This is a genomic window from Puerhibacterium sp. TATVAM-FAB25, from assembly GCF_046535855.1.
In the GTDB taxonomy this organism is placed as follows: Bacteria; Actinomycetota; Actinomycetes; order Actinomycetales; family Cellulomonadaceae; genus Puerhibacterium; species Puerhibacterium variabilis_A.
In genome coordinates this window covers 41905-56222 of sequence record NZ_JAXUAK010000003.1, presented here as the reverse complement: position 1 = coordinate 56222, position 14318 = coordinate 41905, and the positions used below count along the sequence as shown (strand labels likewise).

Annotated in this window: 11 protein-coding genes; 6 read left to right on the top strand and 5 right to left on the bottom strand. The window is 75.9% G+C overall.

Features of this window, described 5'->3' with window-relative positions; all coding sequences use genetic code 11:
- The first annotated feature begins 47 nt into the window (after positions 1-47).
- From ettA to U5M74_RS04235, 4 genes are all read left to right on the top strand, one after another.
- Complete coding sequence (gene ettA / locus U5M74_RS04250; RefSeq protein WP_410906465.1) at positions 48-1730, top strand: energy-dependent translational throttle protein EttA; 1683 nt, start codon at positions 48-50, stop codon at positions 1728-1730.
- A gap of 192 nt (positions 1731-1922) precedes the next feature.
- On the top strand, positions 1923-4001 hold the full coding sequence (locus tag U5M74_RS04245) for an ABC transporter (protein ID WP_410906464.1): 2079 nt from the start codon (positions 1923-1925) through the stop codon (positions 3999-4001).
- Positions 3998-5692: a GTPase gene (locus tag U5M74_RS04240; RefSeq protein ID WP_410906462.1), complete on the top strand. Its 1695-nt coding sequence runs from the start codon at positions 3998-4000 to the stop codon at positions 5690-5692. Before U5M74_RS04245 ends, U5M74_RS04240 begins: the two co-directional genes overlap by 4 nt.
- Before the next feature lie 74 nt (positions 5693-5766).
- Positions 5767-6264: an acyl-CoA thioesterase gene (locus U5M74_RS04235; RefSeq protein WP_410906460.1), complete on the top strand. Its 498-nt coding sequence runs from the start codon at positions 5767-5769 to the stop codon at positions 6262-6264.
- Here U5M74_RS04235 and U5M74_RS04230 read toward each other — a convergent pair.
- The 4 genes from U5M74_RS04230 to U5M74_RS04215 form a co-directional block, all read right to left on the bottom strand.
- Entirely contained in the window at positions 6200-7777 is a 1578-nt protein-coding gene (locus U5M74_RS04230; RefSeq protein ID WP_410906459.1) for an SDR family oxidoreductase, read from the bottom strand. The two genes, U5M74_RS04235 and U5M74_RS04230, sit on opposite strands and share 65 nt — an antisense overlap.
- 95 nt (positions 7778-7872) lie before the next feature.
- On the bottom strand, positions 7873-8862 hold the full coding sequence (locus U5M74_RS04225; protein WP_410906457.1) for a DNA topoisomerase IB: 990 nt from the start codon (positions 8860-8862) through the stop codon (positions 7873-7875).
- 63 nt (positions 8863-8925) lie between these two features.
- A complete protein-coding gene (locus U5M74_RS04220; RefSeq protein ID WP_410906856.1) occupies positions 8926-9879 on the bottom strand; it encodes an acyl-CoA thioesterase in 954 nt (317 codons plus the stop codon).
- 13 nt (positions 9880-9892) lie between these two features.
- Complete coding sequence (locus tag U5M74_RS04215; RefSeq protein ID WP_069984225.1) at positions 9893-10276, bottom strand: globin; 384 nt, start codon at positions 10274-10276, stop codon at positions 9893-9895.
- A 156-nt stretch (positions 10277-10432) separates the two neighbouring features.
- Here U5M74_RS04215 and U5M74_RS04210 point away from each other — a divergent pair, with 156 nt between their 5' ends.
- Entirely contained in the window at positions 10433-10666 is a 234-nt protein-coding gene (locus U5M74_RS04210) for a PTS glucose/sucrose transporter subunit IIB (RefSeq protein ID WP_069984226.1), read from the top strand.
- A 172-nt stretch (positions 10667-10838) separates the two neighbouring features.
- On the opposite strand, the gene U5M74_RS04205 is transcribed toward U5M74_RS04210, so the two are convergent.
- Positions 10839-11894, bottom strand: a complete 1056-nt coding sequence (locus U5M74_RS04205; RefSeq protein WP_410906455.1) for a mechanosensitive ion channel family protein — start codon at positions 11892-11894, stop codon at positions 10839-10841.
- A gap of 168 nt (positions 11895-12062) precedes the next feature.
- Here U5M74_RS04205 and malQ point away from each other — a divergent pair, with 168 nt between their 5' ends.
- The gene (gene malQ / locus U5M74_RS04200) at positions 12063-14222 is read left to right on the top strand and encodes a 4-alpha-glucanotransferase (RefSeq protein WP_410906453.1); all 2160 of its coding nucleotides are present in this window, start codon (positions 12063-12065) and stop codon (positions 14220-14222) included.
- Positions 14223-14318: the final 96 nt, after the last annotated feature.

Sequence of the window (14318 nt, the reverse complement as noted above, 5' to 3'; positions counted from 1 at the left end):
GCGGGCGAGCGGGAAGCCCGTGCGATCGAAACGGTGGAAACGAGCCAGTGGCTGAGTTCATCTACACCATGTACAAGGCGCGCAAGGCGCACGGCGACAAGGTCATCCTCGACGACGTGTCGCTGAACTTCCTGCCCGGCGCGAAGATCGGCGTCGTCGGCCCGAACGGCGCCGGCAAGTCGACCATCCTCAAGATCATGGCCGGCCTCGACCAGCCCTCCAACGGCGAGGCGCGCCTGGCGCCGGGCTACACGGTCGGCATCCTGCAGCAGGAGCCGCCGCTGAACGAGGAGAAGACCGTCCTCGGCAACGTCGAGGAGGCGGTGGCCGGGATCAAGGGCAAGATCGACCGCTTCAACGAGATCTCCGCGCTCATGGCGGAGCCCGACGCCGACTTCGACGCGCTGCTGGCCGAGATGGGCACGCTGCAGGAGGAGATCGACGCGGCCGACGCCTGGGACCTCGACTCCCAGCTCGAGCAGGCGATGGACGCCCTGCGCTGCCCGCCGCCGGACGCGGACGTCACGGTCCTGTCCGGTGGTGAGCGCCGTCGCGTGGCGCTGTGCAAGCTGCTGCTGGAGAAGCCCGACCTGCTGCTGCTCGACGAGCCCACCAACCACCTGGACGCCGAGTCCGTGCTGTGGCTCGAGCAGCACCTGGCGACCTACCCGGGCGCCGTGCTCGCCGTGACCCACGACCGGTACTTCCTCGACCACGTCGCCGAGTGGATCTGCGAGGTCGACCGCGGCCGCCTGTACCCCTACGAGGGCAACTACTCCACCTACCTGGAGAAGAAGCAGGAGCGCCTGCAGGTCCAGGGCAAGAAGGACGCCAAGCTCGCCAAGCGCCTCAAGGACGAGCTGGAGTGGGTGCGCTCGAACGCCAAGGGCCGCCAGGCCAAGAGCAAGGCGCGCCTGGCCCGCTACGAGGAGATGGCGGCCGAGGCGGAGCGGACCCGGAAGCTCGACTTCGAGGAGATCCAGATCCCCGCCGGTCCGCGCCTGGGCAACGTGGTGCTGGAGGCCGAGAAGCTCGAGAAGGGCTTCGGCGACCGCAAGCTCATCGACGGGCTGAGCTTCACGCTGCCGCGCAACGGCATCGTCGGCGTCATCGGCCCGAACGGCGTCGGCAAGACGACGCTGTTCAAGACGATCGTCGGCCTGGAGCCGCTCGACGGCGGCTCGCTCAAGGTCGGCGAGACGGTCTCGATCTCCTACGTCGACCAGTCCCGCGGCGGCATCGACCCGAAGAAGACGCTGTGGGAGGTCGTCTCCGACGGCCTGGACTTCATCAAGGTCGGCAACACCGAGATCCCGTCGCGCGCCTACGTCGCGTCCTTCGGGTTCAAGGGCCCGGACCAGCAGAAGCCCGCGGGCGTGCTGTCCGGCGGCGAGCGCAACCGCCTCAACCTGGCGCTGACCCTCAAGCAGGGCGGCAACCTGCTGCTGCTCGACGAGCCCACCAACGACCTGGACGTCGAGACCCTCGGCTCGCTGGAGAACGCCCTGCTGGAGTTCCCCGGCTGCGCCGTGGTCGTCTCCCACGACCGGTGGTTCCTCGACCGCGTGGCCACGCACATCCTCGCGTACGAGGGCACCGAGGAGGACCCGGCGAACTGGTACTGGTTCGAGGGCAACTTCGCCGCGTACGAGGAGAACAAGGTGCAGCGTCTGGGCGTCGAGGCCGCCCGCCCGCACCGCGTGACGTACCGCAAGCTCACGCGCGACTGAGCCGGCCGCCGCACGCGTCCCGGCCGCCCCACGCGGCCGCGCCGCCGCGCGCGCCACGAGGCGCCGCCCCTGTCACGGGGGCGGCGCCTCGTCGCGTCCGGGGCGTGCGGACCGGCCCCGGACGCTCCCGGGGGCGCGCCGGCGCGGGCCGCTGACCTGCAGGTGCGCCCGAGGTGTGGGCAGACTGGGCGCATGACCGAGCCCGACGACGCCCCGCTGCCGCCCGACGGCGAGCGGAGCACCGCCGGGGTGCCGTCCGGCGACCCGGCGGCCGACCTGGTCGACGCCCTGGACGCGCTGCGCGCCCGCCTGGCGGTCCTGCGGCTGCCGCTCGAGACGCCCGGCGCCGGCGCCGCCCGCACCGACCGCACCCGGGCCGTGGACCAGCTCGACGACTACCTGCTGCCGCGGCTGCGCGCCGCCCGCGCGCCGCTGCTCGTCGTCGTCGGCGGCTCCACCGGTGCGGGCAAGTCCACGCTGGTCAACTCGCTGCTCGGCGAGCACGTCTCGGCGCCCGGCGTGCTGCGCCCCACCACCCGCGCCCCCGTGCTGGTGCACCACCCGCTCGACGCCCGCTGGTTCACCACCGACCGGGTGCTGCCCGGCCTCGCACGCGTCTCTGGTGGTGCCGCCGGTGGTGCCATGGGCGGTGCCACGGGCGGGGCCCCGGCGCCCGACGCCGCCGCCCCCGCAACGGGCGCGAAGGCGCCGCCGACGCGGTCGCTGCGGCTCGTGGCCTCCGACGCCCTGCCGCAGGGCCTGGCGCTCCTCGACGCGCCGGACATCGACTCCGTCGAGACGGCCAACCGGGAGCTCGCGGCCCAGCTGCTCGGCGCCGCCGACCTGTGGCTGTTCGTCACCACGGCCGCCCGCTACGCCGACGCCGTGCCGTGGGGGCTGCTGCAGCAGGCCGCCGCCCGGCACGCCCAGGTGGCGCTCGTCCTCGACCGTGTCGACCCGGGCGCCGAGGCCGTCGCCGAGGACCTGCGCCGGATGACCCACGAGCACGGGCTCGGCGACGCACCGCTCTTCGTGATCCCCGAGGCCGCCGGTGCGGGCGAGCCCGACGGGCTGACGGACGGGCTGCTGCCCGAGGAGGCCGTCGCCGAGGTGAGCACGTGGCTGTCCGGGCTCGGCGGTGACCCCGAGGCCCGGGCGCGCGTCATCGCCGCGACCCGCGACGGCGTCGTCGACGACCTCGTGCGCCGCGCCGTGCACCTGGCGGACGCCGCCGACGCCCAGGAGGCGTCCGACGCCCGCCTGCGCGAGGCCGTGGAGCGCCACCACGCCGACGCCGTGCGGCAGGTCGAGGCGGCCACGAGCGACGGCGCGCTGATGCGCGGGGAGGTGCTGGCCCGCTGGCAGGACTTCGTGGGCACGAGCGAGTTCTTCCGCGCCGTCGAGAAGGGCGTGGGCCGCGTGCGCGACGCCGTCGTCGGCTTCTTCCGCGGCCGGCCCGACGCCGGGCCGCAGGTGGAGCAGGCCCTGGCCCACGGCCTGGAGTCGGTGATGTTGGACGCCGCCGAGCAGGCGGCCGAGCGCACCTACGAGGCCTGGCGCGGCGACGCCGCCGGCGCGGCGCTGCTCGACGGGCTCGAGCTGAGCCGCGCGTCCGGCCGGCTGCGCGCCGAGGTGGCCGAGCAGGTGCGGGCGTGGCAGGGCGACGTGCTCGGGCTGGTGCGGGAGCAGGGCGCCGACCGCCGCGGCACCGCCCGGGCGCTGTCCCTGGGCGTCAACGCCCTCGGCGTGAGCCTCATGGTGCTGGTGTTCGCCTCGACCGCGGGCCTGACCGGCGCGGAGGTCGGCATCGCCGGCGGCACCGCCATCGTGGCGCAGAAGCTGCTGGAGGCGGTGTTCGGCGACGAGGCCGTGCGCAAGCTGGCCGGGCAGGCCAAGCAGCGCCTCACCGCCCGCGCGCGCAGCGTCATGGCGGGGCAGGCGGCGCGGTACACGGCGCAGCTCGACGCCCTCGGCACCGAGCAGGCCGGCGGCGCCGGGCTGCGCGAGGCCGCCCGCCGTGTCGAGGCCGCCGCGCGGGCGGAGCGCGCCGGACGGGCCGAGCCGGTGCCGGGCGGCACCCGGCCGTGGACCGGGACCGGGCGCCTGCTGCGCGGTGCGGGGACGCTGCGGGAGCCGTCGCGGCCGGTGCCGGCCGTGCTCGGCACGGGCGCCGGCGCCACGGCCGCCGAGACGGCCGCGCCGCAGGAGGAGCGGCCGGGGTTCTGGAGCCGGCTGTTCGGCCGCCGCGACGAGCGCGGTGACCGCGCATGAACATCGACCTGGCGGGGCGCACGAACGCCCTCGAGACCGCCGCGCGCGAGGCCGCCGGGCGGCTCGAGCAGGCGTTGCTCGACGACGCGCGGGCGGTCGTGACCCGCGCCCGCGAGCGCGGCGGGCTGAGCGCCGAGCACACCGTCGTCGCGCTGGCCGGCGCGACCGGCTCGGGCAAGTCCAGCCTGTTCAACGCCGTCGCGGGCACCGACCTCGCGGGCACCGGCGTGCGGCGCCCCACGACCTCGCACGCGATGGCCGCCGTCTGGGGGGCCGGCGCGGAGCCGCTGCTCGACTGGCTCGACGTGCCCACCCGGCACGAGATGCCGGCGGGCCCCGTGCCCGAGGAGCCGGTGCCGGGCCGCGGCGGGCTGTTCCGGCGCCAGCGGACCCCGGCCGGGATCACCACGGGGCTGGTGCTGCTGGACCTGCCGGACCACGACTCGGTCGTCGTCGAGCACCGCGTGCGGGCGGAGCGGCTCGTGGAGCGCGCCGACCTGCTCGTGTGGGTGGTCGACCCGCAGAAGTACGCCGACGCGGCCCTGCACGAGCGGTACCTGCGGCCGCTGGCCGGGCGCGCCGACGTCGTGGTGCTGGCGCTCAACCAGGTGGACCGCCTCGCGCCCGAGGACGCGGCGGCGATGGTCGCCGACCTCGAGCGGCTCGTGGCCGCCGACGGGCTGGCGGGCGCCCGCGTGCTGCCGGTGTCCGCGGTGACCGGCCAGGGCGTCGACCAGCTGCGCGGGCTGCTCGCCGAGGCGGCGCAGCGGCGCGAGGCGGCCACGACGCGGCTGGCGCTGGACGAACGGGCGGTGGCCGAGCGGCTCGTCGCCGCGTGCGGGCAGGCGCCGCCGGAGCGGGCGGGGGAGCGGGCCAGGGCGGGGCTGCGGGCGGCCCTCGAGGACGCGGCCGGGGTGCCCACGGTCGTCGACGCCGTGCGCACCTCGGCGCGCCGCGACGCGCACGCCGCCACTGGCTGGCCGGTCACCCGCTGGCTGGGCCGCCTGCGGGCGGACCCGCTGCGCAGGCTCGGCCTGCGGCCCGACGAGGTGCGCGTGCCCACCGACCGGACCGACCTGGCGCGCACGTCGCTGCCCGCGGCGCGGCCCAGCGTCCGGGCGGCCGCGGCGACCGCCGTGCGCACCTACGTCGGCCAGGTGACCGACGGCGCGCCGGACCCGTGGGTCCTGGCAGCGCGGCGCCGCGCGCAGGAGGGCATCGACCGGCTGCCGGACGAGCTCGACCAGGCGGTGGCGGGCACGCGGCTCGCGGCGGGCCGGCGGCCCGCCTGGTGGCGGGTCGTCGACGTGCTGCAGTGGCTGCTGCTGGCGGCCCTCGTGGTGGGTCTGCTGTGGCTCGGTGCGGCGTTCGCGCTGGCGTACTTCCAGCTGCCGCCGCTGCCGACGCCGGTGCTCACCGTCGGCGGTGCCGCGTGGGGCGGCGCGGGCCCCGGGCTCGACGTGCCGTGGCCGACGGTGCTCGTGCTCGGCGGCGTGCTCCTGGGCGTGCTGCTGGCCCTGGTCTCGCGCCTGTTCGCGGCGGTCGGGGCGAGGCGGCGCGCGAGCCGGGTGCGCCGCCGGCTGCGCGAGTCGGTGGCCAGGGTCGCGGACGAGCTGGTGCGCGGGCCGGTGGCCGACGAGCTGGCGGCGCTGGCGCGCTGCCGCGCCGCGGCGCGCGTCGCGGCGTCCTGACCGCGTCTCGATGACGTCCTGACCGCGGCCCGACCGCGCCCGGCGTCGCCCCGGGCCGCCGATAGCCTGCGGTCATGACCCGTCTGCACGTGCCCGTCCACACCCGCTGGTCCGACCTCGACGCGTACCAGCACGTCAACAACGTCGCGATGTTCGGGCTCCTCGAGGACGCCCGCATCACCGCGTTCTGGCGGCACACCGCGGAGGAGGTGGGCGAGCCGTGGCCGACGGCGATCCTCGACACCGGCCCGCACGCCACCAGCCACACCCTCGTGGCCGGCCAGCAGATCGAGTACCTGCGCCCGCTGGCGTTCACGCGCACCCCCGTGCGCGTCGAGCTGTGGATCGGAGCGATCGGCGGGGCGAGCCTGCAGGTCTGCTACGAGGTGCACGACGGCGACCCCGCGGGCTTCCCGCGCACCGGGCCGGCGTCGGGCGCGCAGCCCTACGTGCGCGCGGCGACGTCGATCGTCGTCGTCGACGCCGCCACCGCGCGGCCGCGGCGGATCACGCCCGAGGAGCGCGCCGCCTGGGCTCAGTTCGTCGAGGAGCCGGTGACGTTCCGGCGCTGACCGCGCGGCGCTCGGCCTCCTCGGCCACGTTGCGCTGCATGCCGCCGAAGACGATGCCGTGGAACGGCTTGACGGCCCACCAGTAGAGCTGGCCGGCCAGGCCGTGCGGGGAGAACAGCGCCCGCTGCACGAACCACGTGCGGTCGGGCGCGGCCGCCTCGCGCGGCCCGGCGTCGTCGTCGGCCGTGACCTGCGCGGCCGCCTCGTCGACGCGCAGCTCCAGCCAGGCCAGGCCGGGCAGGCGCATCTCGGCGCGCAGCCGCAGCAGCCGGCCGGGATCGACGGCCTCCACGCGCCAGAAGTCGAGCACGTCGTCGACCACGAGCCGCCGCTCGTCGCGCCGCCCGCGGCGCAGGCCTGGGCCGCCGACCAGGCGGTCCATCAGCCCGCGCACCCGCCAGGCCAGCGACCAGGAGTACCACCCGCGCCGGCCGCCGATCTCCTCGATCACCGGCCACAGCACGTCCGAGGGGGCGTGCACCACGCGACGCCGCTCGTCGGTGTAGAGGGAGCCGCCCGCCCAGTCGGGGTCGCTCGGCAGCGGGTCCGACGGCGCGCCGGGCAGCGCGGCCGACGACCACCGGGTGGTGACCTCGCCGTCGTGGATGCGCTGCAGCGCCAGGGTGATCGCCCGGTCGAAGCCCGTGAGGCCGCCCGGCGGGTCGGGGACGTACCGGGCGACGTCGTGCTCGCGGCACACCACCTCGTGGCGCAGCGACTCCACGAGCGGGCGGGCCACGCCGGAGGGGACGGGCGTCACGAGCCCGACCCAGTGGCTGGACAGGCGCGGCGTGAGCACCGGCACGCTCACGACGAGCCGCCGGGGCAGGCCGGCCACCGCGGCGTAGCGCTGCATCATCTGCCGGTAGGTGAGCACCTCGGGGCCGCCGATGTCGAAGCCGCGCGACACCTCGGGCGGCATGCTCGCCGCGCCCACCAGGTAGTGCAGCACGTCGCGGATCGCGATCGGCTGGATCCGGTTCTCGACCCAGCGCGGCGTGGTCATCGCCGGCAGGCGCTCGGTGAGGTAGCGCATCATCTCGAACGACGCGGAACCCGAGCCGAGGATCACGGCCGCGCGCAGCACCGTCGTCGGCACGCCGGAGGCCAGCAGGATCTCGCCGACCTCCTTGCGCGACGACAGGTGCGGCGAGAGCTCGTCGTCCGGGACGTCGGGCGTCAGCCCGCCGAGGTAGACGATGCGTCCCACGCCCGCCTCGCGCGCCGCCCGGGCGAAGGCGAGCGCCGTGCGCCGGTCGCGGGCCTCGAACGCCGGCCCGGTGCCCAGGGAGTGGATGAGGTAGTAGGCGACGTCGACGCCCTGCAGCGCCGCGCGGGTCTGCTCGACGTCGGCGGCGTCGGCCGCGACCGTCTCGACGTCGTCGGCCCACGGGCGCCCCGCCAGCCGCTCGGGGTGGCGGGCGAGCGCCCGCACCTCGTGGCCCGCGGCGAGCAGCTCCGGCACGAGCCGCCCGCCGACGTAGCCGGTGACTCCCGTGACCGCTGCCCGCATGCCCGTCCCCGTCCGTGGTCGATGAGTGCTCGTCGGTGCCCTTCGGTGCTCCCGGGGGCCCGGTCGTGCGCCCGCTGGCGCCTGCGCGCGGCGCGTCAGCCCAGCAGGTCGAGCACCGCTTCCTCGGCGCGCTCCTGCGACTGCGTCGCGCCGATGGTCTCGCCGCGCTCCCACAGGTCGAAGAGCCGCGGGTCGATGTACGACGCGCGCGCGACGGCCGGGGTGTTGCCGAGCTCCTCGGACACGTCCTTGACGATGCCGGTCACGAGGCGCTTGCGCGCCCGCTGCGACGGCGGCGGCGCGCCGGCGTCGGCGAGGGCCCGCGCTGCCAGCACCGTGGCGTGCCAGGTGCGGAAGTCCTTGGGCGTGGCGTCCTCGCCGAGCCGCTCCTTGACGTACTGCTGCACGTCGTTGCTGGTGACGTCGTGCCAGACCGCGCGCCCGCCGGGCGCCGTGGTGCGCCACGCGAGCAGGTCGGTGCCGCCGCGGCGGCGGCGCAGCGTGGCCACGAGCTCGGCCACGACGGGGTCGTCGACGACGACGTCGCGCACCTGGCCGGACTTGGCCGGGTAGCGGAAGTGCACCGAGCCGTCGCGCCGCACCCGGGCGTGCTCCTTGCGGATCGTGGCCAGCCCGTAGCTGTTGTTGCGCTTGGCGTAGATCTCGCCGCCGGCGCGGAAGTACGCCAGGTCGAGGAGCCGGAACGCGAGCGCGAGGACCTTCTCACGGGGCATGCCGGGCAGCGCGAGGTCGTCGCTGACCAGCTTCCGGGCGGTCGGCAGCCGGCGCCCGATGTCGAGCACGTGGTCGTGCTTGCGCCGCTTGCGCCGCTCCGTCCAGGCCTCGTGGTACAGGTACTGGCCGCGCCCGGCGTCGTCGTAGCCGAACGCCTGGATGTGCCCGTTGGGGTACCGGCAGATCCAGACGTCCTTCCACGCCGGGGGCACGGCCAGCTTCTTGCAGCGGGCGACCGCCTCGTCGTCGGCCAGCGGCGCGCCGTCGACGTCGAGGAACACCCAGCCCTTGCCCGCGCGCCGACGACCGAACCCGGGGGAGGAGACGGTCACACGTCGCAGGCGAGGCACGCCCGCCAGTCTGGTCGCGGGCGGGCGTGCCCGCAGCGCGAACGGCGCGGCGGCGGGCCGCCGTCAGGCGGGCAGCCGGACCATGCCCTCCTGGGCGATCGAGGCGACCAGGCTGCCGTCGCGGGTGTACACCCGGGCCAGGCCGAGGCCGCGCCCGCCCTGCGCGCTCGGCGCCTCCTGGACGAACAGCAGCCACTCGTCGACGCGGGCGTCGCGGTGCCACCACATGGCGTGGTCGAGGCTCGCCATCGGCACGTCGCGCCCGACGTCGAGCCACGAGGCGCCCGCCGAGCGAAGCACCGGCTCGAGCATCACCTGGTCGCAGGCGAACGCCAGCAGGGCCCGGTGCAGCAGCCGGTCGTCCGAGGCGACCTCGTGCCGCGCGCGGATCCACACCATCTGGGTGCTGGGCGCCTGCGGGTCCGCCCCGAGGTAGAGGGAGGTGCCCACGTGGGCCAGCTCGAACGCCGAGTCGTGGGACCAGAACCGCGCGGCCGGGTGGTTGACGCTGCCCAGCAGCTCGAACGCGCTGGGCACGTCCTCCGGCGCGGGCACGCCCCGCGGCATCGGCACGGCGTGGTCGTAGCCCGGCTGGTCGACCTGGAACGAGGCGGTGAGCGACAGGATCGGCGTGCCGTCCTGCAGCGCGTGGCTGCGCCGGGCCGAGAACGACCGGCCGTCGCGCAGGCGCTCGACGGCGAAGTCGATCGGCACGTCGAGCGCGCCCTCGCGCAGGAAGTAGGCGTGGATGGAGTGCGGCGGCCGGTCGGCGTCCACCGTGCGGCCGGCGGCGATGAGCGCCTGCGCCAGCACCTGGCCGCCGTACACGCGGTTGGCCAGGCCGGGCACCGACCGCCCGCGCCACAGGTCCTCCTCGCCGTGCGGGCCCCAGCCCTCGACCTCGCGCAGGTCGAGGACGGCGAGCAGCCGGTCCAGCGCGTCGGGGGCGCGCTCGGGGGCCGCGCCGGGCTCGTCGGCGGGGGAGGTCGCCGGGGTCCCGGCGTCGGACGTGCTCACGTCGCTCACGAGCTCACTCCTCGAAGGTGTTGACCAGGGAGAACGCCGCGCGCTCCAGGTAGTCCCACAGCTGCGCCTCCTGCAGGGGCGGCAGGCCCAGGGTCCCGACGGCGGCGCGCATGTGCCGCAGCCAGCGGTCGCGGGCGTCGGGGTTGACCTTGTACGGCGCGTGCCGCATCCGCAGGCGCGGGTGCCCGCGCTGCTCGGAGTACGTCGTCGGGCCGCCCCAGTACTGCTCGAGGAAGAGGGTCAGCCGCTCCTTGGCCGGCCCGAGGTCCTCCTCGGGATACATGCCGCGCAGCACCTCGTCCGTCGCGACGCCGTCGTAGAACGCGTCGACGAGCCGGACGAAGGTCTCGTGGCCGCCGACGTCCTCGAAGAAGGTCCTGGGTGTCACCCGCTCATGGTGCCAGAGAGGCGCGCCGTCCCCGGGACGCGCGGGGGTGGGACGGGGGCTCGGGGCGCGGGCTACTCTGGACGGACCTGCGACGAGGCAGCAGAATCACGAGCAGTGTGATCTCTGCGACGAGGCAGAGGGACGGGAGAGGCGCACATGACCAAGGCGGACCAGATCCTCGAGGCGCTCGGCGGCACGACCAACGTCGTCGAGCTCGAACCGTGCATCACCAGGCTCCGGGTGGAGGTGAGCGACCCCAAGCTGGTGGACGAGCCGAGGCTCAAGCAGTCGGGGGCGTTCGGCGTGGTCCGCTCGGGCCGCGTCATCCAGGTCATCGTCGGCCCGGAGGCGGACGACCTGGCCGCCCAGCTGGACGTGCTGCGCACCTGAGCGGACCACCCGGGCAGACCACCCGGGCAGGGCACCCGGGCAAGGCACCCGGGCGGGGCGCCCGAGGACGCCCGCCGGGACGGGTCGGCCGGCGCGACGACGAGGTCGCGCCGGCCGACGTGTCTCCGGGCCCCGGCTCGGGTGCCGGGCCGGACCCGCTCGTCCCGGTGGGTCAGTTGCGCGCCGCGGCGGCGGACGCGTCCGCGTCGTCGACGTCGTCGCGCAGCAGCCGGGCCAGCCGCAGCTCCTCCTGCGCGGCGCCGAGCAGCGCCCGGGAGACGTCCCACTGCATGGCCGGGCGGACCTGGGCGTGAACCGTGAAGGTCATCGTGATGTCGTTCCACGCGTCGACGCCGCGCACGGACGGCGCCTCGAGCAGGTGCGGGGCCAGCTCGTCGTCCGCCTGCACGCGGTCGGCGGCGCGCCCGAGCGCGGCGCGCACCTGGTCGACGTCGGCGTCGAGCGGGACGCGGACCTCCGCGACGGCGCGCGACCACTGCTGCGTGAGGTTGCCCGCCCGCAGGATCTCGCCGTTGCGGACGTACCAGAGCGTGCCGTCGAAGCTGCGCACCTGCGTCAGGCGCAGCCCCATCTCCTCGACGGTGCCCACGGCGCCGTTGAGGTCGACCACGTCGCCGACGCCGAACTGGTCCTCGATGAGCAGGAAGATGCCGGAGATGAAGTCCTTGACCAGGCTCTGGGCGCCGAAACCGACGGCCACACCGACCACACCGGCGGAGGCCAGCAGCGGGGCGACGTTCGCGCCGACGGCGGACAGGATCATCAGGATCATCACGGTGACGATGACGATGTTGGCCGTCGAGCGGAGCACCGAGCCGACGGTGCGGGCGCGCTGGGCGCGGCGCTCGCGGGCCATCGGGCTGGCCAGCGTCAGGGCGTCCTCGATGATGGCGGGCCGGCGCTGCCACCAGCGGCCGGCGGAGGCCTGCTCCGTGGTGGTCACGCGGGTGGCGCCGGACGCGATCCGCTCGGTCACGTGCTTGATCGTGCGGCGCACCAGGGCGAGCGCCAGCACGCCCACCGCGACGATGATCGCGACCTGCAGCGGCCACCCGGTCAGCCACTCCCAGGAGTCGTTGGCGATCTGCTGGCCCTGCTCCACCACCTGGTCGAGCCCGTCGGAGGGGGACGGGGACGGCGACGGGTCGGCGGCGGCGGCCGCGGCGGAGAGGCGGGCGGTCAGGGTGGTCGGTCCGAGGTCGATCACGCGGGCCACCGTAGCGGCGGCGTGTGGAGGTCGCGTGAGGCCGCCGGGGACGGCTGCGGCGGACCGGCCGTGGGATCCGCCACGCCGGCGCCGGCGGAGCGGGTGGAACCCGTGCCGACCCGGGGCCGTGACCTGCTGAGGAACCGGACAGGTGGCAGGATCGTCCCCGTGACCCAGGAGACGACGACGCCCGACGAGGTGCCCGCGGAGCTGCGCGAGCTCGCCCACGTCCACGGGGTGCGCACCGAGTACGAGGGCTTCGACGGCACGACCAAGCACGTCAGCGGCCCGACGCTGGTCGCCGTGCTCGAGGCGCTGGACGTGCCGGCGGCCACGCCGCAGCAGGTGGACCTGAGCCTGGCCCGCGAGCGGGACGAGGAGTGGCGGCACGTGGTGCCGCCCAGCGTCGTCGTGCGCGAGGGCGACGAGGTGACCGTGCCCGTGCACGTCGCCGACGGGGCCGAGGTCACCGTCTGGGTCGAGATCGACGGCGCCGAGCCCGGCGCCCCCGCGCGCGCCCGCCGCGAGCGGCGCGAGCTGACGCAGCTCGACCTCTTCGTCGAGCCGCGCACCGTCGACGGCCGGCGCGTCGGGCGCGCGACGTTCGCCCTGCCCACCGACCTGCCGCTGGGCTGGCACTCGCTGCACGCGGCCACGGACGGCACGGAGGCCCGCGGCACGCTCGCGGTGACGCCGGCGCGGCTGGACCCGCCGCAGCTGCGCGAGGGCCAGCTGTGGGGCCTGCTCGTGCAGCTGTACTCCGTGCGCTCGCGCACCTCGTGGGGCATGGGCGACCTCGCCGACCTCGCGGACATCGCGTGGCTCGCGGCCCACCAGGGCGGCGCCGACTTCGTCGCCGTGAACCCCCTGCACGCGGCCGAGCCCGTGACCCCGGTGACGCCGTCGCCGTACCTGCCCACCACCCGCCGGTTCCTCAACCCGGCCTACGTGCGGGTGGAGGACATCCCGGAGACGGCCTACCTGTCCGCCGCCGACCGGTCCCTCGTGGAGTGGGCCGCCGACCCGGTGCGCGACCTCGACACCGACCCGGGCCCGATCGACCGCGACGCCGTCTGGGAGGCAAAGAAGGCCGCCCTCGAGGTGGTCTTCACCGCGCCCCGGCGCGCCGCCCGCGAGGCGGCGTACGAGGCGTTCGTCGCCGAGCAGGGCAAGGGCCTGCGCGACTTCGCGACCTGGTGCGCGATCGTCGAGCGCCTCGGCGGCAAGGCGTGGCCGGCCGACCTGGACGGGCCCGACGCCCCGGGCGTCGAGGCGCTGCGCGAGGAGCTCGCCGAGCGCGTCGAGTTCTGGACGTGGGTGCAGTGGGTCTGCGACGAGCAGAAGCGCACCGCGCAGCGGGTGGCGCGCGAGGCCGGCATGCGGGTCGGGATCATGCACGACCTCGCGGTCGGCGTGCACCCCGCCGGCGCCGACGCGTGGGCCAACGGCGCCTACCTCGCCCGCGGCGTCGCCGTCGGCGCGCCGCCGGACATGTACAACCAGCAGGGCCAGGACTGGTCGCAGCCGCCGTGGAACCCGCGGGCGCTGGCGCGCGCCGGGTACGCGCCGTACCGCGACATGCTGCGCACCGTGCTGCGGCACACCGGCGCCCTGCGGGTCGACCACATCCTCGGCCTGTTCCGCCTGTGGTGGATCCCGCGGGGGTCCGGCCCGGCGCACGGCGCCTACGTCACCTACGACCACGAGGCGCTGGTGGGCATCCTGTGCCTGGAGGCGCAGCGCGCCGGGGCGATCCTCATCGGCGAGGACCTCGGCACGTTCGAGCCGTGGGTGCGCGAGTACCTCGCCGGCCGCGGCGTGCTGGGCACGTCGGTGCTGTGGTTCGAGCAGACCGACGGCGCCCCGACGCCGCCCGAGGACTACCGGCACCTGACGATGGCCACCGTGGGCACGCACGACATGCCGCCGACGGCCGGCTACCTGGCCGGCGAGCACGTGGACCTGCGCGAGCGGCTGGGGCTGCTCGACGAGCCGGTGCCGGTGGTGCGGCGCAAGGCGCGCGCCGAGCGCGACATGTTCGTGCAGGCGCTGGCCGAGCGCGGCCTGGTCGGCGACGACCCGTCCGAGCGGGAGATCGTCGAGGCGATGCACCGCTACCTGCGCCGCACGCCGGCCGCGCTGGTGGGCGTGCAGCTGGTCGACGCGGTGGGGGAGCGGCGCTCGCAGAACCAGCCGGGCACCGACACGGAGTACCCGAACTGGAAGGTGCCGCTGGGCGACGCCAACGGCAACCCCATCCTGCTGGAGGACCTCTTCGGCCTGCAGCGCCTGCGCAGCCTCCTGGCGGCGATGGACGACGAGCGCTGACGAGCGCTGACGGCACCTCTTCCGCCGAGATAGAGACCTCTCCCGCCGAGATAGAGAGGTCCTCGGGCGAGATAGAGAGCCGCTCGGCCGATATCG